This window comes from Frankia sp. CpI1-P (genome assembly GCF_001421075.1).
Taxonomy (GTDB): Bacteria; Actinomycetota; Actinomycetes; order Frankiales; family Frankiaceae; genus Frankia; species Frankia torreyi.
Genome location: NZ_LJJX01000044.1, coordinates 1 through 24,158, shown reverse-complemented (window position 1 = coordinate 24,158; position 24,158 = coordinate 1). Strand labels below are relative to the sequence as shown.

General features: G+C 73.4%; 14 protein-coding genes and 11 pseudogenes. 16 read left to right on the top strand and 9 right to left on the bottom strand.

All coding sequences use genetic code 11. From position 1 onward, the window contains the following. Positions 1-5: 5 nt before the first annotated feature. Positions 6-2,366 (bottom strand): serine/threonine-protein kinase, encoded by a 2,361-nt coding sequence (locus tag FF86_RS23700; protein ID WP_044886991.1) that lies wholly within the window; start codon positions 2,364-2,366, stop codon positions 6-8. Between the two features lie 726 nt (positions 2,367-3,092). Here FF86_RS23700 and FF86_RS63010 point away from each other — a divergent pair. From FF86_RS63010 to FF86_RS23650, 13 genes and pseudogenes are all read left to right on the top strand, one after another. Continuing rightward, a pseudogene (locus tag FF86_RS63010) lies at positions 3,093-3,172 on the top strand (TIR domain-containing protein); the annotation flags it as partial. A gap of 1 nt (position 3,173) precedes the next feature. After that, positions 3,174-5,117 (top strand): TIR domain-containing protein (locus FF86_RS23695; protein WP_242419392.1); only part of this gene is annotated, 1,944 nt, incomplete at its 5' end. 1,607 nt (positions 5,118-6,724) lie between these two features. Next, positions 6,725-9,244, top strand: a pseudogene (locus FF86_RS64310) (ATP-binding protein); the annotation flags it as partial. Between the two features lies 1 nt (position 9,245). Next, a partial coding sequence (locus tag FF86_RS56210) for a hypothetical protein (RefSeq protein WP_242419391.1) occupies positions 9,246-9,425 on the top strand: 180 nt, incomplete at its 5' end. A gap of 94 nt (positions 9,426-9,519) precedes the next feature. Further along, positions 9,520-9,715: pseudogene (locus tag FF86_RS67930) on the top strand (ParA family protein); the annotation flags it as partial. Position 9,716: 1 nt separating this feature from the next. Then, positions 9,717-10,324, top strand: a pseudogene (locus FF86_RS67925) (ParA family protein); the annotation flags it as partial. 1 nt (position 10,325) lies between these two features. Continuing rightward, on the top strand, positions 10,326-10,554 hold a 229-nt coding region (locus FF86_RS67920; RefSeq protein WP_396230042.1), incomplete at its 5' end, for a hypothetical protein. Next, entirely contained in the window at positions 10,547-11,077 is a 531-nt protein-coding gene (locus FF86_RS23675) for a hypothetical protein (protein WP_044886996.1), read from the top strand. The genes FF86_RS67920 and FF86_RS23675, both read left to right, overlap by 8 nt. Before the next feature lie 159 nt (positions 11,078-11,236). Then, positions 11,237-12,435 (top strand): PIN-like domain-containing protein (locus FF86_RS23670; protein ID WP_255355899.1); only part of this gene is annotated, 1,199 nt, incomplete at its 5' end. A 22-nt stretch (positions 12,436-12,457) separates the two neighbouring features. Continuing rightward, positions 12,458-12,892 (top strand): NUDIX domain-containing protein, encoded by a 435-nt coding sequence (locus FF86_RS23665; RefSeq protein ID WP_044886998.1) that lies wholly within the window; start codon positions 12,458-12,460, stop codon positions 12,890-12,892. Between the two features lie 99 nt (positions 12,893-12,991). Next, complete coding sequence (locus FF86_RS23660; RefSeq protein WP_044886999.1) at positions 12,992-14,218, top strand: esterase-like activity of phytase family protein; 1,227 nt, start codon at positions 12,992-12,994, stop codon at positions 14,216-14,218. Between the two features lie 491 nt (positions 14,219-14,709). Further along, a pseudogene (locus FF86_RS56205) lies at positions 14,710-15,717 on the top strand (ATP-binding protein); the annotation flags it as partial. A 546-nt stretch (positions 15,718-16,263) separates the two neighbouring features. After that, a partial coding sequence (locus FF86_RS23650; RefSeq protein ID WP_242419390.1) for a flavoprotein occupies positions 16,264-16,830 on the top strand: 567 nt, incomplete at its 5' end. Between the two features lie 1,325 nt (positions 16,831-18,155). Here the strand turns inward: FF86_RS23650 and FF86_RS67915 are convergent. The 5 genes and pseudogenes from FF86_RS67915 to FF86_RS23630 all read right to left on the bottom strand — a co-directional run. After that, positions 18,156-18,361 (bottom strand): annotated as a pseudogene (locus FF86_RS67915) (sensor histidine kinase); the annotation flags it as partial. A gap of 1 nt (position 18,362) precedes the next feature. Continuing rightward, positions 18,363-19,015: pseudogene (locus tag FF86_RS56200) on the bottom strand (histidine kinase); the annotation flags it as partial. A gap of 1 nt (position 19,016) precedes the next feature. After that, positions 19,017-19,547, bottom strand: a 531-nt coding sequence (locus FF86_RS56195) for a sensor domain-containing protein (RefSeq protein ID WP_242419389.1), incomplete at its 3' end; no start/stop codon positions are given. Positions 19,548-19,755: 208 nt separating this feature from the next. Further along, positions 19,756-20,607 (bottom strand): CoA ester lyase, encoded by an 852-nt coding sequence (locus FF86_RS23635; RefSeq protein WP_370657248.1) that lies wholly within the window; start codon positions 20,605-20,607, stop codon positions 19,756-19,758. A gap of 440 nt (positions 20,608-21,047) precedes the next feature. Then, positions 21,048-21,872: a glucose 1-dehydrogenase gene (locus FF86_RS23630; protein WP_242419387.1), complete on the bottom strand. Its 825-nt coding sequence runs from the start codon at positions 21,870-21,872 to the stop codon at positions 21,048-21,050. Positions 21,873-21,941: 69 nt separating this feature from the next. On the opposite strand from FF86_RS23630, the pseudogene FF86_RS23625 reads away from it, so the two are divergent. The 3 genes and pseudogenes from FF86_RS23625 to FF86_RS56185 form a co-directional block, all read left to right on the top strand. Next, a pseudogene (locus FF86_RS23625) lies at positions 21,942-22,327 on the top strand (MerR family transcriptional regulator); the annotation flags it as partial. A 153-nt stretch (positions 22,328-22,480) separates the two neighbouring features. Beyond that, positions 22,481-23,137, top strand: a pseudogene (locus FF86_RS56190) (alpha/beta fold hydrolase); the annotation flags it as partial. Position 23,138: 1 nt separating this feature from the next. Continuing rightward, positions 23,139-23,461, top strand: a 323-nt coding sequence (locus tag FF86_RS56185; RefSeq protein WP_242419386.1) for an alpha/beta fold hydrolase, incomplete at its 5' end; no start/stop codon positions are given. Here FF86_RS56185 and FF86_RS56180 read toward each other — a convergent pair. The 3 genes and pseudogenes from FF86_RS56180 to FF86_RS32430 form a co-directional block, all read right to left on the bottom strand. Then, positions 23,415-23,652, bottom strand: a pseudogene (locus tag FF86_RS56180) (M50 family metallopeptidase); the annotation flags it as partial. The gene FF86_RS56185 and the pseudogene FF86_RS56180 overlap by 47 nt on opposite strands. 1 nt (position 23,653) lies before the next feature. Beyond that, positions 23,654-23,819 (bottom strand): annotated as a pseudogene (locus FF86_RS56175) (M50 family metallopeptidase); the annotation flags it as partial. A 44-nt stretch (positions 23,820-23,863) separates the two neighbouring features. Then, a partial coding sequence (locus tag FF86_RS32430) for a zinc ribbon domain-containing protein (protein WP_157866977.1) occupies positions 23,864-24,158 on the bottom strand: 295 nt, incomplete at its 5' end.

Here is a 24,158-nt window from a genome sequence, read left to right as displayed (position 1 = left end):
CGCGATCAGTACAGGATGCGCTGGCCCGGACCGGATCCACCGGCGGCGAGCGCCCGCGCGGACACCCGGTAGAGCGACGCCTGGGTGGCGTCGTTGCAGGTGTAGTACAGGTCGCCGCCGGGGTCGGCGAGGACGCCGAACAACCGCTCGGTGTCGCCGACGCACGCCTGCCGCAGGACGGGCCGGGCGAGGGCAGCAGTGTCGGAGCCGGGGGCGGCGGTGTCGGGGCCGGCGGTGCCGCTGCCGCTGCCGCCCGGTCGGTCGGTCACCTGCCACACCGTTCCGTGCCGGGCGTCGGTGAACAGCACTCCCCCGCCGCCCGGGGCCGGCGTGAGGCTGGTGATGTCGGCGTCGTCGAGGCCGCGGTCGACGACGGTCCTGATCGTTCCGTTCTCGACAACGTGGATGCGGGCGTGCCCGTCAGCGTAGGACAGGACGAACACCCGGCCGGCGGCGTCGACCGCGACGCTGTAGGCGTTGGCCAGCGGGACCTCGGTCGCCCGGTCGGTGCCGTCGTCGTACCGGCGTTCGTGGGCCGCCCGGTAGCCGCGGCCGGTGGCGATGCCGGTGCCGGCGACGAGCCGCGCCGCGGTGGTGCGGTAGTCACCGGTCCCGGCAGCGGGATCGATCTTCCAGACCTGGCCGGCGTAGCCGGTGGTGAAGTACAGGATCCCGCTCGGGCTCACCGCGACGCTGGTCGGCGTGCCGATCTGCGCGCCGACGTTCTTCGGCTCGTCCGCGCCACCCGCCGGGCAGATCGTCGCCGGCGCCACCGACTTGCCGCGGTCGGCCGCCCCCGCCAGCACCCGGTCCACCGCCTCCGTCGACGGCCGCCCCGCCACGGTCTCGACCCGCCACGGCTGACCCGCCGGCCGGTAGACCCGGCGGACGACGCAGTTCCACTCGTCGGCGACGAAGACGGACCCGCCGCCGGCGGCGATGCCGGCCGGGCGGCGCAGCGCGGCGACCGCGGCGGGTTCGTCCCGGGCCGGTCCCGGCTGGCCGCTGCGGTCGGCGGCGGCCCGCCCGATGACGGTGCCGGCCGTCCCCCGGACGAACAGCGTCAGCGCGTGCTGGCTGGAGTCGGCGAGCAGGATGCCGCCACCGCCGTCCGCCGCCAGGCTGACCAGGCCACGCAGCGGCAGCGGCGCGCTGACCGGGTACGCCGGCGGAGCACTCGGGCGGACGGGCGCGGCCGCGGGTCCGCCGCCGCCCGATCCGACGCGCAGGACGCCGGTGGCGAGCAGCACGGCGACGGCGAGGACGACCGCGATCAGCGCCGACGCGGACCAGCCGGGCTTCCCCACCCGCGCCCGCACCGGCCTGACCCGGTCCCGCAAGGACCGCAGGACCCCGGCGTACCGCGAGCCGGACCCGCCGCCACCTGCAGCCGCGAGCCGACCGTCGGCCGAGAGGCGGGCATCGGCCGAGAGGCGGGCATCGGCCGGCCGGTAACGCCGCGTCGGCGGGAGCGGGCCGCGGCTGCGGCGGCGCAGGTCCTCGTCGCCGCGGAAGCTGATCCCGGTGCCCGCCAGCCAGTCCGGTCCGAACGCGTACCTGGTGGCGGCGATCAGGTCCGCGGCGAAGGCCAGCGCGCTCGGCTGGCGGTCCGCCGGATCCTTCGCGAGGGCCCGCAGGGTGACGGCCGCCACCTCGGCGGGGATCCGCGGCAGCGGGTGCGGCACGGCGTGGCGGTGCCGCTCGGCCATGACGTGCGGCCGCGGGTCGGCGCCGAACGGCGGCGAGCCGGCGAGCAGCTCGTACAGCACCGCGCCGAGGGCATAGACGTCGGCGGCCACCCCGGCGGCGGCGAGGTCGAACTGCTCGGGCGCCAGGTATGGCGTCGAGCCGACCACGCTCGTCGGCGTGGCGGTGCCCGTCGCCTCCAGTAGCCGCGCGATGCCGAAGTCGGTGAGCTTGGGCGCCCCGTCCGCGGCGAACAGGATGTTCGACGGCTTGATGTCGCGGTGCAGCAGGCCCTCGCGGTGCACCCGGTCGAGGGCGACGGCGACCGCCGCGACGATGGCGCAGGCGGCCGGCGGCGCGAGCCCCGCCTGGGCGCGCCGGGCCAGCGTCCCGCCGGGCAGCAGCTCCATGACGATGAGCGCCATGTCCGCGTCGCGCACGTAGTCGAAGACCCGGACGATGTGCGGATGGTCGAGGCTCGCGACGATCCGCGCCTCGGCGTCGACGCCGTCGGCGGGCAGCTCCGGCGCGGGCGCGGGCACCGCCAGCACCTTGACCGCCACGTCCCGGTCGAGCCGGCGATGCCGGGCGGCGAACACGCGGCCGAACCCGCCCCGGCCGAGCTCGGCCCCGATCTCGTAGTCCGGCAGCACCGCCTGGACGTGCCCCTGCACGATCACGCGCTACCCCGCGTCCGCCGCGTTCCCCCGTCGCCTCCGGCCCGCCACCAGGCCGGGATCATCCGTGAGCCGACTATAACCGAGCCCCTCCGGCCCCTCCGGCCGCTCCGCCGCCGAGCGGTCGGGGTCGCGGGGCAAGGACGACGACGGGGACGGTGACGGGTGTCGACGAGCCGTCCACCCGGCAACGGCCGGCCGGCGTGCAGGGTTCAGGCGCCGGGCGAGAGGTCGGTGAGGGTGCCGCGACCGCCCATGGAGTGGGCGACGAGGACCAGTTTCGCGTCCGCGTTCCCAGGCTGGGGCCACCAGCGTTTCCCGAAACTCAGCATCACCTGCCGGTACCGACCTGGCCGTCAGCATGATCCACCGCCCGTGGCCGGCCGGGGATTACCGTCGGTGTCCTATCCGCGGTCCCCGAAGCGGGCGGGATGCGTTCGGCGGAACATCCACGCGGTACGGGATGACTCCCCCGCCGTTGTTCTCCCAGCAAACATCCCGAGCTTTTCACATCGGAATTTGACGGTTTCCAGGAACCCCGCATCGGTCGGGTCGCGGGAGAAGGCGCCGCGATAGCACGGGCCGTTCGACAGCCGGCGGCGGGTGGCGGCCGGCGGGCTACAGGCGGGCCCGCGGGTACCGGAACCACCGGCCGTCACGGGCCTTGCGGCCCGGTGGCACAATCGTCGCCGAGTCCGAAACGGGGGTGAGGACGGCGTGTCGGCCACNGGACGATGGGACTTCTTCCTTTCGTATGCGGCCGAAGATCGCCAGTGGGCCGAGTGGCTCGCCTGGCAGCTGGAGTCCGCNCATTACCGGGTGCTCATCCGGGCCTGGGACTTCGTGCCCGGATCGAACTGGAGCCTGCATCTCCAGCAGGGCGTCGTCGGCGCGGAACGCACCATCGTCGTGCTGTCGCCGGCGTATCTGCGCTCCCTGGACGACACCCCGGAATGGCAGGCGGCGTTCGCCGCCGACCCGTCCGGAGCCGGCCGGCGACTCCTACCCGTCCGGGTCGAGGAATGCGAGCTGCCCGGGTTGCTGAAGCAGCTCGCCCCCATCGACCTGTTCGACCATCCCGCCGATTCCGCTCGTGACACGCTGATCGCCCTGGTCCGGCACGCGATCGATGGACGCGCGAAGCCGAGCATCGAACCGGCCTTCCCAGCCCGGGCGCAAACCCGGCTGACCGAACCCGCCTTTCCGCCGGCCTCGGCTGGCGGTGGCTCCCAGGCCGGGAGTCCGGCCACACCGCCGACCGGCAGAGCGGCGTCCGCGTGGCGGCGAAGGGCGAACCAGGCTGCCGACACTCCTCGCCCCCCGGCCGCCGCACCCGGCGGTCCGCCCCGGACCACGCAGCCGCGGCCCGCGACGATGCTGGCGATCCGGCCGGGGGGCAGCGGCTTTGTCTCGGCGTCTTCCCTTCCGGACGCGGCCCCAGCCTCCCCGCTCCCAGGCCCTGCCGCCCGAGGCCCAGGCTCAGGCTCAGTTACCCGCAATCCAGAACAGGCCGCCCGCGACGCACCACGCGCGAACCCGCCGCAGGAGTCAGGTCGGCCGGCGGCGAGGCCCCGGGTCAGGCGCGGCGGAACCTGGGCGATGCTGCCCACGGATCGGGTCATCCGGCTGGCCGACACGGTCGAACCGGCGGTCCGCGCCGCGCTGGACCCGTTGCCCGCCGACGCGCCCGCCGTCCTCGGCTACCGTCCGGCCGCGCGGCCGTCGCTCGCCGCCTGCCAACGGGCGTTACTCGCCGATCTGGAGTCGGTCGCGGTGGCGCTGTTCCCCGGCTGGCTGCCGGGCGCCGAGGTGATCGAGTCGGCGGGCGGGGCCGGCGTGGCCGCGGCGCGGGCCCTCGCCGGCCGTGCCGCCGCCGCGCTCGATGTATTCGGGCCGTACCTGGCGGATCTGGCCGAGCGGTCGCTGCGCGGGGTGCCGACGGGGACACGGTTCACCGTCGAGGTGCGGGCCGCGGGCGTTGCGAAGGCCATTGCCGCCGGGTACGGCCGTGATCGGCTGGCACTGCTCGTCGATCCGGAGGCATCCGGGGGCCGGCCCCGCGACCGACGGACCGCCCTCGACGCACTGGCCTGGTTCGCCTACACGGCACGCGTCGGCGTGTGGTTGACCGGGCTCCCCGACGGCCCGGACGCCGACCGGGCCAGGACCGTGTCCTGCCCCGCAAGCGGGCGCCCGGCCCCGGCCGACCGGGCATCCGAGACGACGGCGTCCCCGCTGCCGGGCGAGGCCGCAGCGCCGACCCGGGCGGCCCGGACCCCGGCCGAGATCAACCAGACGGAGCCGGCGCCAGCGACGGCGACGGCCACGGCGACGGATGAGCCGGCTACGCCAGCGGGCGGTGATGGCCGACAGGAGCGGGTGGTGCTGCCCGCGGTCGTCGGCCGGCCGCATCCGGCGAGCCGGGCGGAGAAGCGGCTCGAAGGCGCGTTGCGCGCCCGGGAGTGGGCGCACGGGCGGGCCTGGAACCAGCCCCACCGCCCCGGCCCGCTGACCGGGCTGCACTACCTCGACCTCGTCTGGTCCGCCGAGCGGGTGGTCATCGAGGTCGACGGTCCGGAACACCGCGGGGTCGCGCACTACGAATCGGACCGCCGGCGGGACGCCGAACTCGTCCTCGACGGCTTTGCGGTCCTGCGGTTCACCAACGACCAGGTGCTCGACGACGTGGACGCCGTCGCGAGCCAGATCGAACGATGCGTTGAGGCACGCCGGAAGACTCCGAAAGAGGCATAGAACCATGACCCCCGCCACCTCCCCGACCACCGCCAGCTCCCCAGCCCCCGCCAGCTCGGCGGCCCCCAAGAGCTCTGCGGGCCGCCCGGCCACGGCGCGCCGCACGGGCTCGGCCAGCCGCGACCGCTCAGCCCTGTCCGCCCGGGAGGCGGCGATCCTGCTGGCCCTGCTCGCACAGGACCGGCCGATCTCCAACGAGGAACTGCGCGAGCGGTTCCGATTCACCTTGGTCGGCGCCGAGNGCCGCCGGCTCAACGAGCTCCGCCTCGTCGAGAGCGGCAAGGTGCCCGGCCACGGCAACTTCCTGTTCCACCAGGTCACCGACGCTGGCTGGGCGCGCGGTCGGCAGGAGCTGGCGCCGCGTGCGATCGAGGCGGGCAGCCTGCCCACCGGGGTCTTCTTCGCCGTCGCCGAGGGCCTGCACCGGTTCCTCGGGAGGGAGCGGATCACCATCGGGGAGTTGTTCCGCGCCGATCCGCCCGAGCCGGCCGATTCCCCGCCGGCGAGTGCCACGACACCAGCACCGCCCGACCCGGGCACGGAACCGGCCGCGGGCACTGCGCCGGCTCCATCGACAGCGACGATGGCAACCGCGGACGCTGAGCCCGCGGACAAGACCGGTCCCGCGGACTACGCCAGGCCCGCGGGCTACGCCAGACCTGCGGACAGCGGCCGGCTCGCGGAGGGCGCGGTCGACGAGGACGGCGGCGTGGCCATCGAGGCGGCCATTCGGGCGGCGTATGCCAGTCTCGCCGCCGGGCCGTACGACTGGGTGCGGCTGGCAAAGGTCCGCCCGCTTCTCGGCGGCACGGCCAAGGCACAGGTCGATCAGGCGTTGCGACGGATGGCGCGCCAGCCGGACGTGCGGGTCGTGCCCGACGAGGACCAGAAGTCGCTGAACGCCGCGGACCGCGCGGCGGCGGTCCGCATCGGCGAGCACGACAACCACCTGCTGCTGATCGGACCGTCATGATCACCGAACTGGACGCCCTGGCCGCCATCAGGCTGGACTGGGTGCACGCACTGGAGGACGTCTGGCGTAGTTCCCCGGTCCACGTCGACGGCCTGCACACGGAGCCGNGGCGACNCATCCTCGCCTCCCTCATGGAGGCCGACACGCACAAGCCGCTCGGCGTCGTCGTGCAGGGCCAAGCCGGCGCGGGCAAGACGCACCTGCTCGGCTGGGTCCGTCAGCAGGTCCAGGAACTCGGCGGGTACTTCTTCCTGGTCGGGCACGCGAGCAGCGAGGCGTTCCATGCCAGCGTCGTCGGGTCGATGCTGTCCGACCTGTTCCGGCCCGTCGACGGGGAGACCCAGCTTCGACGGTTCCTGCGGTCGCTGTGCGAGCTACTGCGCGTGCCCGCGGAGCTGACCGCCTCCGTCGTGGGCGAGACGGCGTTGGAGCCGGGATACCTGAAGGACCTCATCGTCGCGCTGGGCGACCACGACCGCGCGCTGGCCCGGGAGTGNCAGCACACCCTGCGGGCCCTGACGCTGTACAACTCCGACGACTACGACGAACTGACCGTTGGCGAGACCTACCTGCGATCGATGGACGAACAGGAGCCCGGCGAGCGGGCCCGCCGCGGCATCCGGCCCGCCACCCNCCGCCCGGCCGACATCGTGCACGAGCTGTCCCGGCTGCTGGCCCTGACCGGGCCGAGCGTGATCGCGGTGGACCAGGTCGACACGGTCGTGGCCGAGGCAGCGGTCCGTGACGACGATCCGGATGGGCGGCGCGGCGGGTCGGTGGCGTTCAACGTGCTCGCCGACGGGCTGCTCATGCTGCACGAGCGAACCGAGCGGACGCTATGCCTGCTGGCCTGCCTGCCGGCGAGCTGGATCCTGTTCCGGGAGAACGCGGTGACGTCCGTGCGCGACCGCTTCCACGAGATCATGCCGCTGAACCGGCTGGAGGATCCCGCGATCACCGTCCGGATCATCGAGCGGCGGTTCCGGGAGGACTTCGACCGGATCGGCTTCACCCCGCCCTACCCGACCTGGCCGGTGAAGCGCGCGGCATTCGACCGAGCCCCCCACTACACTCCGCGCGAGCTGCTGCAACGCATCGACCGGCACCTGGAGACCTGCCTGTCCGCCGGCGTCGTCCGCGAGCTGGACGACTTCGCCACGCCGCTCGCCCCAGACGCCGAAAAGGCCGGCGCTGAGAAGGCCGGCGCTGAGAAGGCCGGCGCCGAGAAGGCCGGCGCCGAGAAGTCGGCCGGCCTGCCGCCCGGCGAGGAGCAGGCGACCCCTGCCGAGGATCCCGACGAGAGCTCGGCCGAACCCGTCCCTGTCACGGTGACACCGCCGCCGGCCGGGCCGTACCTGGCGGAGCTTGACGCGGTGTTCGCTGAGCTGGTCGCGACCGTGCCGAGCGTGACGCCGGCCAATGAGGACATCGTCATGCCGGAGCTGCTGAACGCGGGACTCACCGCCTGGATCACCGAAAACGGCGGGACACGCCGCGGTTTCAGCCTCGAACCGAGCCCGAGCGCCCGCCCGCCGCTACACGCCCGGCTGTCCCACACCCTCAACGCCGAGACCGGCGAGCAGGCGCAGTGGTCGTTCCGGGCGATCACTTCCGGCCACGGCCGGGCGATCCTGCCCCGCATCACCAGCGCCTGCGTCATGTCCGGGATCGCCGCCGGCAACCCGCGCCGACGGTTGTTCCTGCTGCGCAACACCGCCTGGGGCCACGGGGCGAAGACGCACGAGGCGCTCGCCGCCTTCACCGCCGCGGGCGGCATCGTGCACCGCCTCGACCGCGACGATCTGGCCACCTTCGCGGCGCTGCGGACCATGTTCGACCGCCAGCATCCCCACCTGCGCGAATGGCTGACCGCGCGCCGCCCCGCCAGCGGAACGTCCCTGCTGCGCACGGCCCTTGAGGACGCCGCCGCCGACCTGCCCGGCGGCGGCGCCGACCTGCCCGGCGGTGGCGCCGCGGACCCCGGGGTCGGCGCCGCGAGTCGGACGGACGGCAGGACAGGTGCGGCGGCCGGCCGGTCGGCATCGACGGACGGCTCCCCCGATCGGGTCGCCGACATCCCCGCCCCCGCCGGGCGGACGAGCGCGCCGTCCGCCTTCGTCCTCGGCACCTCGCTGGTCTCGGCGGAGCCGGCCCGGCTCGACCTCGCCGTCCTGCGCCGGCACGTGGCGATCTTCGCCGGGTCCGGGTCGGGCAAGACCGTCCTGATCCGGCGGTTGGTCGAGGAGGCGGCGCTGCGGGGCGTGTCCTCGATCGTGCTTGACCCGAACAACGACCTGGCCCGGCTGGGCGAGGCGTGGCCGAGTCCGCCGGCCGGCTGGCGGGACGAGGACAAGAGCCTCGCCGACGAGTACCTCACCGGCACCGACGTGGTCATCTGGACACCGCGGCGCGACGGCGGCCGACCGGTGAGCTTCCAGCCGCTGCCCGACTTCGCCGGCCTGCGCGACGATCCGGACGAGTTCCAGACGGCGGTCGACGCGGCCGTGGCCACCCTGGCGGCGCGCGCGGGAGTGACCGGTACAACGTCCCGGGCCAGCATCGGCCGGGCGATCCTCACCGCCGCAGTGCGGCACTTCGCCGGGGGGAACCGATCGGGTCTCTCCGCGTTCGTCGAGCTGCTCGCGGACCTGCCCGACGGAGTAACCGACCTCGACCCGGCCGACAAGCTCGCGAAGGGCCTGGCCCAGACGCTGCGCGCGGCGATGGTGAACGACCCGCTGTTCGGCGGGCAGGGCGCACCGGTCGATCCAGGGGCGCTGCTTCGCCCGGCCCCGGGACGTCGCGCCCGCGTCTCCGTGATCAGCCTGATCGGGCTGCCCCGGGACGAGCAGCGGCAGAGCTTCGTCAACCAGCTCCAGCTCGCCCTGTTCGCCTGGGTGAAGCGCAACCCCGCGGGCGCGCGTCCCCTCGGCGGCCTGTTCGTCATGGACGAGGCGCAGACGTTCGCCCCGTCCGGGCCGACCACCGCCTGCACCGCCAGCACGCTGGCGCTCGCCGCCCAGGCCCGCAAGTACGGCCTCGGGCTGGTGTTCGCGACCCAGGCGCCGAAGAACCTGCACAACGGCATCCCCGGGAACGCGACCACGCAGTTGTTCGGCCGGCTGAACAGCCCGACCCAGATCGACGCGGCCCGNCTGATGGCGCGCGCCAGTGGCGGTGACGCGGCGGACATCGGCCGGCTCGGCGTCGGCGAGTTCTACGCCACCAGCGAGGCACTGACCTTCGAGAAGATCCGCACCCCGCTGTGTCTGACCCACCACCCCGCCTCCCCCCTGACCGACGAGGAGGTCATCGCCCGCGCCAAAGGCGACTGACCGGCAGGGCACGCGCCGTCGACGGTTCCGCAGCGACAGATCTCACGCATCCGCAAGCCTGAAACAGGCGCATAGGGCGCCAAACGGGCACCCGATGACACTGACGTCCGGGCTGATCCGAACGCCCGAACGCCGCCGGCTCCGCCGATTAGCGTTCGGCCCGTGGCCCGCTGCGGGGGCGGCACGGTCGGAGGCGGACATGCGGGTGGTCACCGTCGTCAACTACAAGGGCGGCGTCGGCAAGACCACCGTCACCGCCAATCTCGGCGCCCAGCTCGCCCGCGAGGGCCNCAAGGTCCTCCTCATCGACCTGGACCCGCAGTCCAGCCTCACGTTGTCCTTCTATCCGCCCGAGCACTGGGGCGATCGCCTGCGACCGAACCGGACGATCGCGCACTGGCTGAACTCGTGGCGATCCCGCGGGGATCCACCCGGCCTGACCGACGTCGTGGTGACCCCGGAGCAGGCAAACTTCTACCTCGACGGCGGACGGCTCGATCTCGTCGCCGCCGATCTCCAGCTCAGCGACGCCGAGGAGCGGCTCCTCTACGAACTGGGCAGCCCGACGCCCCCGCGCACGCCTTTCCTACGGGTCTACGGACGGCTCGTCGCCGCCGTGGCATCCGTGCGGGCCGCAGGCTACGACCTCGTGCTGCTCGACTGTGCGCCGAACTTCGGCGTTCTGACGCGCGCCGCGGTCGTCGCCAGCGACGGTCTCGTGGTGCCGGCCCGCCCGGACGAGCTGTCCAGGCTCGCAATCGGCCATCTCCGGGAGCGTCTCGGCTATTTCCAGGCCCGGTACAACGCCATGGGCGGCAGCGCGGCCGCCCGCCGCGGCATGCCCACCCGGCTGCTGCCGCGAATCCTCGGCGTGGTCTTCACGATGGCCCGCCGCCAACNGGGCAACGAGGTGTCCGCATCGCTGCGCACCTTCATTCACATGGTGCGAGAGGAGTACCCGACTTTCGAGTCCGTCATCTTCGACAATCCGGTCCCGTACGCAAGGGCGGCAGCAGAGAATGTGCCGCTGGTCCTCACCGATCCGCCGCCGGCCGGCGACCTGCTTGAGCAGTGGCAGGGGCTGGCCACGGAATTCACCAAACGACTGGAGGCCCTGGGCCATGCCTGACGATCGGTCAGCGGCGTTCGCGGCGTTCCTGCACCGGCTGGCCGTCCTCGTGGGGAGTCTCGATGACGACGGGCTGCAGGACCTCATCTCCGGCCGACGCGAGCTGATCCTCGGCGCGCCGACGACACCGGTGGAAGCCCGGACGGATGAGGCGAGCGCCGGGCCCGCGGACCTGGCCCACTCCGGCCGCACCGCCCCGGCCGCCTCGCCGCGTCAGGAGAGCCGACCGGGGCGCCCCAACCGCCTGACCACCGGGCGTCGGTCCGCCGCTCCCGTCCTGGCGGAGGAGGCGGCCGCGGTCCGAGGCACGCTGCTGACGATGGCGAGCCGCGCCGAGGCGCATGATCATCTGGATCGGTTCGGCACGGTGGCCCGCCTGACGTCCCTGGCCGACGCCCTGCGGATCCCGCATCTGGCCAAGGAGAACCGGGAGCGACTCATTCGCAAGATAATCGACGCGACCCTGGGCGCCAGGCTGAGCGACCGGGCCATGCAGGGAGACTCCCCGCCGTTGTCTTCCTAGCAATATTCTAGACTTTCAACATGGGGGAATCGATCACGGCTTCGAGAGGTTCGGCGCCCGGTGCACCGTCAAAGGGCGGACTGTTCGACGGGTTCGAGGCGTACCGCACGCCGTCGGTCGAGGACTACCGGCGAGTCCTGACCACCGGGATGGTCGTGNCGGACACCAATGTCCTGCTCAACCTGTACCGCTATCACCCGGATGCGCGCGACAACCTGTTGGACGTGCTCACCGGGCTCGGGGAGCGGGTCTGGGCACCGCATCAGGTCATCGCGGAGTTCTGGACCCAGCGCAACAATGTGCTGCGCGATCCGCGGGGCACGACGGCGACCCGAAACGACCTGGACAAGCTGCGCGGCCAGGCCGAGCAGGTGATCCGCACCTGGGCCAAGCGGCTGTCCCTCGATCCCGCGGAGGCAGCCGACCTGCGCAAGGCGCTCACCGCCGGATTCGATCACGTGTCAGAGCAGATCGCCGCCGCCCACGACCGCGAAATGGCCCGGTATTCCACCGATTCCAATCTCGACCCGGTCGTGAAGCGACTGGCGACCATCCTTGAGGGGCGGGTCGGCCCCGCGCTGGCGCCCCCCGAGCATCAGGCGGCGCTCGAGGAGGGACTGCGCCGGGTCGAGCAGCAGATCCCGCCTGGTTACAAGGACGGCGCGAAGAAGGGCACCGCTCCGGCCGGCGACTACGTGCTGTGGAAGCAGATCCAGGTGGAAGCCGCGACGCGACGCCGCCCCGTCCTCTTCGTCACCGGGGACGTCAAGGAGGACTGGTGGCGCCTCGACCAGGGACTCCCCATCGGCCCGCGGCCCGAGCTCGTCCGGGAGCTGCTCGACACCGCCGAGTGCGCGCTGTTCATGGTCCGGCCGGACGAGCTGCTCAGGTTGGCCGGGGAGGTGCTCAGCGTCGAGGTTCCCGCCGCCGCCCTGGCCGACGTCGGGCGCGTCCAACAACTCCAGCAGGAGCGCGACGATCGGGACGACGAGCCCGAGGACCAGGAGCCCGGCTGGACCGCGGTGGCGGTCGACGCGGTCCTCGGCCGGCTGCGCCAGGAGGCGGCGGTGCAGGCACGGGCGATCGAACGGGCCGCCGCGTCCGACGGTTTCATCAGTCGGGACGAGGTGTACCGGATCGCCGGCTACGAGGCGGACCGCAGCCTGCGCGGTTTCACCCGTCCCGTGCGCCGCATCGTCGCCTATTTCCAGGGCCGCGGGCGCATCCCGCTCGACGCCGAGCCGCTCCTGGATGCCGTCTACGACGACCAGTCCGGCCAGGCCATCGGCTTCCAGATCCCCGCCTCCGTCACCGCCCTGCTCGGCTCCCCCGCCGACCCCGCGGTCGACGAGACCTGAATCCGCCGGCCCCGGACATCCGATGACCTACACGAGTCCCGTGGACGTGTTACTGCTCCTGGTTCGTGACGACCAGGTGCTGCTGGCCCTGCGCGCGGGAACAGGGTTCGCCGACGGCTGGTGGAATTTGCCCAGCGGAAAACTCGAACAGAACGAGGACGCCGCCAGCGCCCTCGTGCGCGAGGCCCACGAGGAGACCGGCCTCGTCCTCGACCGGTCCAGGCTCTCCCTCACCGCCACGATCCACTCCCGCAATGACCGCGGCATCGCGCGCGTCGGCCTGGTCTTCCGGCCCGCGAGCTGGACGGGTGAGCCGGTCAACGCCGAGCCGGACAGGTGCGCCGGAATCGCCTGGTTCCCCCTCGACGCGATCCCCGCGCGGACCTATGGAACGTCCCGTACCGGCATCGAGCTGTTCCGACGCGGCGAGAACTTCGCCGCCGAAGGCTGGTCGTGAGTACCCCCGCCTGGCCGACAAGGACAGACGGCGTCTGTTCGGACGCCGTTCACCTCACAGGTCTTCCGCCGGTCACCCCCACCCGGAAAGTGTGACGGTATGACACCGATCCGTCGCACCGTCCTGGCGGCCGCCGCGGCAGCGGCACTCGCGTGTTCCGCCGCCACGGCCGCAGCCGCGGCGACGACGACAGCCTCACCGACGACGGCAGCCGCACCGACGGCCACCGCACCGACGGCCACCGGCAATCCCGCGGCGGCCGGTGCCGCCACAGCGCCGAGCGTGCCGTGGGAGAGGGCCTGCCCGCCCACCGCGGTCGCGGTCGGGTTCAGCGACGCGCTGGACAAGGCGTCGATCGACGGCGTGACGGTCGGGGGGCTGTCGGGGCTCGCCGCGGATCGGCGCAGCGGCGGGTACGTGGCGGTCCAGGACCACAGCGGGACGGAGCCGGCTCGGCTGTTCTTCTTCCGCGACCCGCGCCACCCCGGGCTGACGGGCACGCTGACCCTGCGCCGCCCGGACGGCACCCCGTACGACGCGGCGAGCTTCGACGGGGAGGGCGTCGCCGTCCTGCCGGACGGGCGGTTCCTGGTCAGCTCGGAGACGGAGCCGTCGGTGCGGGTGTTCGGGCGGGACGGCCGGCAGGCCGGGGAGCTCACGGTGCCGGCCCGGTTCGCGGTCGCACCCGCCGGCGAGGCGACGGCGAACGCCACCCTGGAGGGCCTGTCGATCTCGCCGTCGGGGCGGTTCGTCTACGCCGCGATGGAGGGCACGCTCGCCGGGGACGCCCCGGCCGGGGCCGGACAACCCGGGGCCGGACAACCCGGGAGCGGCCAGGCCCGATTCCGCCGGATCCTCGTCTACGCCGCCGACGCCGGCACGCCCGGCGGGTTCCGGCTGACCCGCCAGATCGGCTATCAGGTCGACCCGGGCAACCGGATCGCCGAGGCGACGGCGTACGGCGACGGGCGGCTGGTCGTGCTGGAGGCATCGTTCACGGCGAACGTCGGCAACACGGCGACCCTTTACGCCGTCACCGGCGCCGACCGGGCACCGGATGTCGGCGGCATCGCCGATCTCGCCACCGCGCCGGCCGCCGACATCGTGGCCAAACGGCCGGTCGCGGACCTCGTCCGCTGCCCGACTCTCGGCGCGCCCAGCCGGGAACCGCAGCTCAACCCGCTGCTCGACAACTACGAGGGCCTCGCCGTCGCCGCGGCGCCGCCGGCCGGCCGCGGCCCGGCGACGCTCACGCTGATCAGTGACGACAACCTCGCCGCCGCCCAGATCACCCGCGTGCTCACCCTCGCCGCGCCCCTGCCCTGACACCGACCGCTCCCGCGGGATGCGTGGGACAGCGCCTCCATGTCTCTTCCACAGGGTTCGGCATCCGTTGTGTCCCTGTGGAGGAGACAGGTTGCGCCGCTCCCATACACAGCACCGGCCGATTCACCCGTTCGGGGGGCCCGGGAAGGACCGGTCTCCCCCGGACGGGCGTGGCGGGGTCCACGATGTGGGCGCCCGAAGGAGCGTCGCCGGGCCGCCCGTCGAAGGTGCCTGGCGAGCAGCGTCACCATCGCTCGGTGCCGCGCGACCACCAGCGGCCACGCAGCCGGGCGGGCACCGTCGGGCGCCCTCGGGCAACGAGACGGCGACCCTTCTCAGGGGAGCACCCCCGGGCACACGGACTGCCTTCGTCAACGGGTGCCGGTCCCTAGGTCCCCCCGCAAAGCTCCATCAGTCCCGACGGGTTCGCAGCGACCGCCCAGGCAGAGTCNTCTCGACGATCCGTCGGTGACCGACCTGAAGGAGCCAGCGTGCCCATCTGGCACATCCGTCCCTACGAGACCGTCGACTACGCGGCCACCGTGCGGCTACTCGAAGAGGTGCACAGCACCCCGGGCGGGCCGCCGATCAACCTGACCGACACCGTGCTGGCGCTGCGGCACGAGCCGCCCGACACCGAGTCCCCGGTGGTGGTCGCCGTCGCCGGCGAGCACATCGTGGGGGCCGCGATCGGGCGCAAGGAGGGCGGCGCGGGTCGGGTTCTCACGGTCGCGCTTGCGCCGGCCTGGCGCCATCACGGCATCGGCTCAGGCCTGTTGCAGAGCGTGGAAAACCTGCTGCTGCACGCCGGCTGCCGACGGATCACCACGCTGATCACTCCCGGCCAGTCCGGGGAGGAGGCGTTCCTCAACCGCGGCTTCAGCGCCACCGGGCAGGTGCTCTACGACAAGCAGATCCCGCTGCGCCCGGCGGACGTGTCGACCGTCGAGCGCTGGGGCGGGGCCCTGCTGAGCACGTCCGAGTGGTCGAACCTCGCGGGCATGGAGGACGAGCGCAAGCTCATCGAGCAGCGGCTGCTGCTGCCGGTGCGGGAACGCGAGCTGGCCGAGGCGTACGGGGTGGTCATCCCGACGGCGATGTTGCTGTTCGGGCCGCCGGGAACCGGCAAGACGTCGTTCGCCCGCGCGGTCGCCGCCCGGCTGGAGTGGCCGTTCGTGGAGCTGCTGCCGTCGCGGCTGGCTTCGGGGGCGGCCGGGCTCGCCGCCGAGCTGCGGTCGGCGATCAACGACCTGATGGGCGTCGAGCGCGTCGTCGTGTTCATCGACGAGGTCGACGAGATCGCCCAGTCCCGCGAGACCCGGCCGGAGAACCAGTCGGTCGTCAACGAGCTGCTCAAGGCGATCCCGCTGTTCCGCGGGGTGCAGGGTCGGCTGCTGATCTGCGCGACGAACGCGGTGTCGGCGCTGGACCCGGCGTTCGTTCGGCCCGGCCGGTTCGACCTGGTACTTCCGGTCGGGCCGCCGGACGCCAGCGGGCGTNGCGTGCTGCTGGCAGGGCTGCTGGNGCGGGTCGCCAACAAGGCGGAGATCGACCTGGACGCGGTGGTGGCCGCGACCGACCTGTTCACCCCGGCGGACCTCTCCGCGGTCGTGCAGCGCTCGGCCGCGGCGGCCTTCCACCGGGCCGCCGACGACACCTGGCTGCACGGCAAGCCCGGCTCGGACGAGGCCGGCCCGGACGGCGGTCAGAATCCCGCCACCACGCCGCTGGGCACCCAGGACCTGCTCGACGCCGCCCGGCAGGCCCGACCGACGATCAGCCTGACCGAACTCGACCGCTTCCGCCGGGACGCGGAGGCCTTCACCCGCATCTGACCCGCAACCGCGGCAGACCCGCAACCGCGGCGGACCCGCAACCGCGCCTGCCCCTGCCCCTGTCCCTGTCCCCCTGCCGGTGCCCGGGTGCGGCGGGACCTTCGGACCGTCCGCACCCGACGTTCGGCAGCTCCGCCCGGAAAGTGGCCGAATCGCCGGGAGAATGACGGCTGGAACAAATGCTTCCGGTATCTCCGCGGCCTCGAGATNGGTTTCTTCGCCATGACTGTCGGACATCGCGCGCTCTACATCGTCGTCTGTGGCGGCGGGTATCCCGCCGACGACCTCCCGGTCTTCGTCAAGCAGGCGCAGTCCACCGGTTGGGACATCCGGGTCGTCGCCACCCCGTCGTCGCTGAAGTTCATCGACACCGGGCTGCTCGCCAGCCTCACCGGCCACGGGGTGCGCAGCGAGTACGCACTGGTCGAGGACGACAACGAGGAGCGCCCGGTACCCGACGCCATCGTGGTGGCGCCAGCCACCTTCAACACGGTGAACAAGTTCGCCGGTGGGATCTCGGACACCCTCGCGCTGAGCCTGCTCAACGAGACCATCTGCTCGGGAATCCCCATCATCATCGGGCTGCCGCCGAACCCGACCCACGCGAAGCATCCCGCGTTCCTCGCGAACATCGCGACCCTGCGCTCCTGGGGCGTGCAGGTGATCTTCGAATACGAGGACGTCGTGCTGGAGAACATCCCCGACATCGAGGCGTGGAAGGCCCTGTTCCCCTGGCAGAAGCTCCTCGACGCGCTCGAGGCCGCGAAGACCCCCTGACGAACGTTCGGCGGCCACCGACCTGATCCGGGTGACCGTGCGCAAGATCTGCCGCACGGTCACCCGGGTATCGGCTAAGCGGCGGCGGGCGCAGGTTGGCCCGCCCGCGTCCCCAACCCGGTGCGGAAGGCCGCACCTGCCAGGAGCAGCAGTCCGACGGCCGCCCAGACGACGAGGCAGATGACGCCGGAGGCGATGCCGCGGCCGTCGAAGTACTGGACGCCGCGCAGCACCGACAGGCCGCCGCCGTGGGGGAAGTACGGGGTCAGCGCGGCGTAGAAATCGTTGAGCAACGGCCGGCCCACCGGCCCGCCCGCGCTGGGATTACCGAGAACCGTCAGCGTCAGCGTGAGCACGATGGAGGCCAGCGTTCCGAACCGCGCCGCGACGCCCGTGCAGGCCAGACAGATCGCCGTCGTGTATCCCCAGAGCACGGCGAACAGCGGCACGGGATGGCCGGCGAGCGCGCCGTACACCCCGTCCACGAACACCGTGGCCGCCAGGCTGAGCAGGCCGGTGAAGAACATCAGGAATCCGACCCGCAGCCCCATGTGCCGGAGATTACGCACGGTTCCCAGAACCCGCCCCAGCACCGTGGCGCCCAGCGCGCTCCCGATCGCCAGGAAGACGATGGCATAGAACTCGATCGTTCCGCTGGGATTACTCGACGCGGTCGGGGCCAGGTCCGTGACGGTCAGCTTTGTCTTGCTCGCGGCGGCGAACCGCTCGCCCACCTGGACCAGTGCCGTCTGGACGGAGCGCGCGGCCCCGCTCGCGACCAGCAAGGTGGCCGAGTCCGCCCCCGTGAAGACCAACGCTCCGTACACGGAACGATGCTCGACCGCCCGCCGCGCCGCGGCCAGGTCGGCAACCTGATGTACGGCCAGTGCGGGCGACGCGTCGANCTGATCGGCGACCGCCTGCGGTGCCGCCACCGCAAAGCTGATGTCGTGCGGTGAGACNTTCCCGAAGGCACTCGCGTAGCTGCACATCAGAATCATGACGACGGCGATCAGGGCGACGGAGGCGATGAGGCCGTTACGCAGCGGCTCAAGCGAACCCGGACCCTCTTCCTGCAAAGGGCCGCCGGCAATGGTCTCGGCGGCATCATGAGGCTGCGCCGACGCCGGCGTCCCCTCGAGGGCCGCTCGCTGTCCGTCAACCATGCAATCCCATCCCATCCATTTATCGAAAATCACAATCGGTGCGGCCGTGGGCACGAAGCAGCCACGACTCTATTTCGCCATCAGGGCGCTTCCCAGACCCGGAGAAGTCGGACCGCGGTGTCGCGGCGCCCGGTTACCGGATCTGCCGGGCGCGGCCACTCAGGCGTGTAGCGGCAGGTCCACGGTCACGGCGGTCGGGCCGCCGGGCGGGCTGGTGGCGGCGAGCCAGCCGTCCACGGTGCGGACCCGATCCACCAGGCCCGCGAGCCCCCCGCCGCCCTCGGGGTCGATGCGCGCCCCGCCGGCACCGTCGTCGCCGACGACCACGCGCACCCGCCTGGCCCGCCCGATGATGCTGACGTGTGNCTCGCCGGCGTGGCTGTGCTTGGCAGCGTTGGCCAGCAGCTCGGCGACGCAGAAGTAGGCGATCGTCTCGATCGCCGCCGACGGGCGGTCCGGCAGGTCGACCCTCACCCGCACCGGCAGGGCACTGCCAGCGGTGAGGCTCGCAAGCGCGGCCTCAAGGCCCCGGTCGAGGATCGGCGGGTGGATCCCGCGGGCGAGGTTGCGCAGCTCGACGAGGGCTTCCTTGACGTCGCGGTGAGCCGCGTCGACCAGCGTGCGGGTGGCGTCCAGATCGACGGCGTCGCCGTCGGCGGCGAGGTGCTCTCGGGCGATGCCGAGGTTCATCGCCATCGCCACCAGCCGGGCCTGCGCCCCGTCGTGCAGGTCGCGTTCGATGCGGCGCAGCGCCGCGGCCGAGTCGTCCACGGCGGCGGCGCGGGTGCGTTCCAGGTCGCGCACCCGCTGCGCGGTGAGGGATCGCCGGGTCGGGCCGAGCAGTCCGCGGATCAGCAGCACGTCCAGGTGCACCAGCCCGCGCACCGTCCAGCGGGCGACGGGCAGCAGGAGCAGCCCCGTCACGGTCACCGCGACGATGAGGGGGGCGGTGTCGAGGAAGTAGTCGGTGCCGAACGAGGCGCCGCGGTGGCCCTGCCCGTCGCTGTCGTGCTGCAACGNCAGGAACGGCCGCCAGACCGCGTAGGTGACCCCGCCCAGCGCGTAGCCCCACAGCGTGATCGAGACCACCCCGCTGGCCACCGCGAGCGGATACTTCAGCAGCAGGTAGGCAAGGGCCCGCCAGCCGACCGTGTCGCCCAGCCCCGCCCGGATCCAGCCGGACGCGCCGGGACGGCTCGGCCGGAACGGGCGGGGCGCGGCGACGCCCGCGTCGAGCAGCGCGACGGCCAGCCGCCGGTTCGCCTCGCCGAGCCGGCGGGCGCCGACGATCAGGGCCGCCAGCAGCGGCAGGCCGACGACGGTGGCGGCGAGGCTGGCGCCGACGGAGATCGCGACGACCGCGTAGACGAAGCTGAGAATGCCCAGCGGCAGGCCGACCAGGGTGTAGGCGAACTCCCGGTGCACCCGCCAGCGCGGCGGGGGCCCGCCGGGCGGGGAATCGCCCCGTTGCTCACCGCCCCGCGGGCCGTCCACCGGCCGGCGCAGCGGTCCGGGCTCCCGCGAGGGGACGGGGGACGATGGGGTCGTCATGATCATCGGCGCCTTCGGAAGCAGTGTGTCACGGCCCGGCCGCCCGGGAACACAGTCTCCGCGGGACGCCCGGTCCCCAGGGGGACACCTCTCAGCGTGCCGCCGCGCCCTCGACGCTCCCAGCCGGTGCGCCCACCACTCGCCTTCGGGTTATCCCGACCCCACCCCGCCCCGTCCCCCCGCCTCGCCCCGGTTCGGATCTACCTGTCTAGCCGGCGGTGGCGAGCTCGGCGATGGCGGCGTCGACGGCGAGCAGCCGGCGGGCGTTGTCGACGTGCAGGTTCTCGATCATCCGCCCGTTGACGGTGACGACCCCCCGGCCCGCGGCCGCCGCCTCCGCCCAGGCCCGCACGATCTCCGCGGCCTCGGCAAGCTGCTCGGCGGACGGCGAGAACGCCTGGTTGCAGGGCTCGACCTGGCCGGGATGGATCAGGGTCTTGCCGTCGAACCCCAGCTCACGGCCCTGCCGGCACTCGGCGGCGAAACCCTCGGCGTCGCGGACGTCGTTGTAGACGCCGTCGAGGATCGCCTTACCGCTGGCCCGCGCCGCCAGCAGGCACAGCCCCAGACCGGTCAGCAGCGGCGCCCGGCCGGGCACATGCTCCGCGCGCAGCTCGTTGGCCAGGTCGTTGGTGCCCATGACGAGCACGGCCAGGCGCGGCGAGGACTGGGCGATCTCCAGGGCGCGCAGCATCGCGATCGGCGTCTCGACCATCGCCCAGATCCGGGTGCGCGCCGAGGCCCCGGCGGCATCCAGGTCCCGCTCGACGGCGTGCACGTCGGCCGGCGAGCCGATCTTCGGCACGACGACGGCGTCCGGTCCCGCCTGGGCGGCGGCGCGCAGGTCGTCGGCGTGCCAGGGCGTGTCGCGCCCGTTGACCCGGATCGCCACCTCGCGGCGGCCATAGGCGCCGGCGGCCACAGCGGCACAGACCCGCACCCGGGCGTCCTGCTTGGCGGCCGGGGCGACGGCGTCCTCCAGGTCGAGGATGAGCGCGTCGGCCGGCAGGCCCTTCGCCTTCTCCAGCGCCCGCTCGTTCGCCCCCGGCATGTACAGCACCGACCGGCGCGGTCGGTAGTCCGCCGCCGTCCCCCCGACCGCCGTCCCCCCGACCGTGGCCTTTTCGGCCGCTGCCCTCTTGGCCGCCGTCTCCTCGGCTGTCACCGCGTCCCTCCCCTCCCCGCGCGCCCGTGCGGGCCCGGCCCGGGCGTCATCCTCACGGGGCCGGATCGACGTCAGCCGCCACCCACCACCCGCCCCCGCGGGCCTGGCCTGAACCAAGACCTGTCGGCTTGCCAGCGCCAGGCGGACCTGGCCCCGCTCCGGCCAAACCGGCTGTTTCCGGTCGAGGACATGGCGGCCTCACCCTACTGGCCCGGTGGCCGGGACGCCGGAGCACGCCCCCGGCCAGGCCACTGTTCACCGGGCCGCGCCACCGGGTCGGATCTCCTCGCGGTTCAGACTCTCCTCGCGGTTCAGCGGTTCAGCGGTTCAGCGGTTCAGACCAGGCCACCCGCGGCGACGATGGCCTGCCCCGTCACCCACCGGGCGTCGTCCCCCGCCAGGAAGGCCACGATGTCGGCGATGTCGCGGGCCTCGCCGATCCGGCCGAGCGGCGTGGCGGCGACGAACGCGTCGAGATTCGCCCGGACGTCGGCGGACAGACCGTCGGTGTCGACGAGCCCGGGCAGCACCGTGTTCACGGTGATCCGACGCGGGCCGAGTTCACGGGACAGCGAACGCGCCATCTGCTCGACGGCCGCCTTCGTCCCCGCGTAGACGCCGACGTTCGGAAAGGTGGCCCGGGTGTAGCCGGTGGAGATGTTGACGATGCGCCCGCCGTCACGCAGGCGGCGGGCGGCCAGGCGCAGGGCGAGGAACGTGCCACGGACGTTGACGGCGAACAGCCGGTCGAAGGTGTCCTCGTCGACATCGGCCGTCGGCGCCACCGCCCCGATGCCCGCGTTGTTGACCAGGATGTCCACTCCCCCGAACGCCTCCTCGGCCGCGGCGAACAGCGTTTCGGGCCCGCCGCGATCGCCCAGGTCGGCGCGGACGGCCACGGCCCGGCCACCGGTGTCGACGATGCCCGCGACGACCTCGCGGGCCGCGCTGGCGCTGGTGTGCCAGTTGACGATGACGGCGGCGCCGTCCGCCGCGAGTCGGCGCGCCACGGCGCGGCCGATTCCGCGGGAGGCGGCGGTGACCACGGCGACCTTGCCGGCCAGAGGCGAGGCATACGGATCACGGACCGCCGCCGGCGGAGCCGGTGCGGTGGGCGGCCTGGAGGCAGAGTCGGCGGATTCGATCGGTGCGCTGCTCATGAGCGCGACGCTAAAGTCTGACATCGGTGTGAGAGTCAAGCCGGCCGATTCGAGAGAAGAGGATCACCGATGCGCATCGGGGAACTGGCCCGGCGCACCGCCGTGAGCGAGCGGCTGCTGCGCTACTACGAGGAGCAGGGGCTGCTGCGTCCGGCGCGGCTGCCCAGCGGCTACCGGGTGTACGCCGAATCGGACGTCGACCAGGTCCGCCGGATCCGGACGCTGCTCTCCGCCGGCCTGCCCACGACGCTGATCGCTCAGGTGCTGCCCTGTGTGCGGGAGGACGGAGGCCGCCTGGTGCCGTGCGCCGGCCTCGTCGCGGACCTCTCCCGGGAGCGGGCCCGGATCGACGCGCGGATCGACGATCTCGCCGCGTCCCGCCGGGTGCTCGACGCGGTGATCACCGCCGGCGAGACCGAACCCTACGACATCGCGCCGCCGCGGGACCGCCCCGCNGACCGCCGGGCCAACCCGACCAGGTGAGCGAGCGCAACGAGGTGAACCGACCGACCAGGTGAGCGGGCCCAACCAGGGAGGATGTGCGCGTGGTCAGTGCGAGCGGGTGGCGGTTGCCGGTGGTGGCGGGACTGGAGCTNCACGTCGAGGACGTGCGGCCGGACGACCACCCGCCCGGCGTGACGGCTCTGGCGGATGCCCCACCTACCGAGGTCGGTGCCCCGCCGGCCGAGGTCGGTGCGCCCGGGGCCCCAGACACCGGGGCCGGCGGCTGGGGCAGCCCGGTCGTGCTGGTCCACGGGATCGCCGGCAGCACCGCGGACTGGGCCGCGGTGGCATCCGAGCTGGCCGCGTCACGCCGCGTTGTCGCCTACGACCACCGGGGGCACGGCGCGAGCGGCCGGGCACCCGGCGGTCGGGCGGATTACACCTTCGACCTGCTCCTCGCCGACCTCGCCGCCCTGGTTGCGGCGCTCGGGCCGGCCGGGGTCCATCTCGTCGGCCACTCGCTGGGCGGGGTGATCGCGCTGCGGTACACGCTGGAGCACCCGGACCGGGTGCGTTCTCTCGTGCTCGTCGACACCGCGGCCGCGCCGGCCGCCGCCACCGGTCCGGTCGCGAGGCGAATCGTGGCGGCCGTGCTGGAGGGAGCGGCGGCGATCGCGTCGGGCAGCGGTGCGGCGCAGGGCGGTGGTGCGGCGCGGGGCGGCGACAGCGTGGGCGCGGTCCACGACCATCGCAACCCCGCCGAGCGCCAGGTGGCGGGGTTGGGTCAGGCGGACCCGGAGGCACTCGCCGCGCTGGGCCGGNAACTCGGCGGCTATCGGTCGCTCGTTCCCCGGCTCGGCGAGATCACCGTGCCGACGACCGTCATCGTCGGCGAGCACGACTCCACGCTGCGGGCGGGTGCGCAGACCCTGGCACACGACATCCGGGGGGCCCATCTCGCCGTGATCGCCGGCGCCGATCACAGCCCCCAGGTCAGCCGTCCGCTCGCGTGGCTGACCGCCGTCGACGACCACTTCGCCCGCGTCGAGACGGCTGCGGCCGGCGACACCCCGGCCGGCGACACCCCGGCCAGCGGGGTCAGGCGAGCAGGAGGACCGCGCCCTTCAGGGCGCACCACAGGCTGAAAGCGGCGAAGGCGAGAACCCAGAACAGCGCGGGAAGGTGGGTGCTCTCGGCGAGCTTGTCGGCGTCCGAGCCGACCGCACCGCGCCGGCGGGCCCGGTGCAGGACCAGGACCGACCGCGGGCCGGAGAACAGCAGCAGCCAGGTGAGCAGGTAGGCGTACCAGATCTGCACCCAGCCCGGGGCATACCGGNCGGCGAGGACCAGCGAGGCACCGACCGAGAGGACGACCAGTTCCCCGAAGCCGTTGCGCATCACGAGCAGCAACGCGGCGAGCGCCACCACCGCCAGGATGAGCACGGCGGTCACCTTGCCCGCCGCCAGCAGTCGCGCCGAGCAGACCCCGATCAGGGAGGGGAAGACTTGACCTCCTCTCCGCCCTGAAGGGCGGAGATTCCCGCCTGCTACACCCCGACGGGGGCAAGCTTCGGGTGGGTTCCCGCTTCGCCGCGCGGTGCCGGCACGGGTGCCGGTCTTACCTGCGCTCCACGGGCAGACGCCGCCAGTCCGGCGGCCTTCGCGACGTTGACCGCCGCGTTCACGTCCCTGTCGAGATGCGACCCGCAGGCCGCGCACGTCCACTCCCGGACGTCCAGCGGCTTCGGGCCGTCCTTCACACCGCAGGTCGAACACACCTGCGAGGTGGGCTCGAAGCGACCGATCCGGACGAACACCCGGCCGTACCGGGTGGCCTTGTAC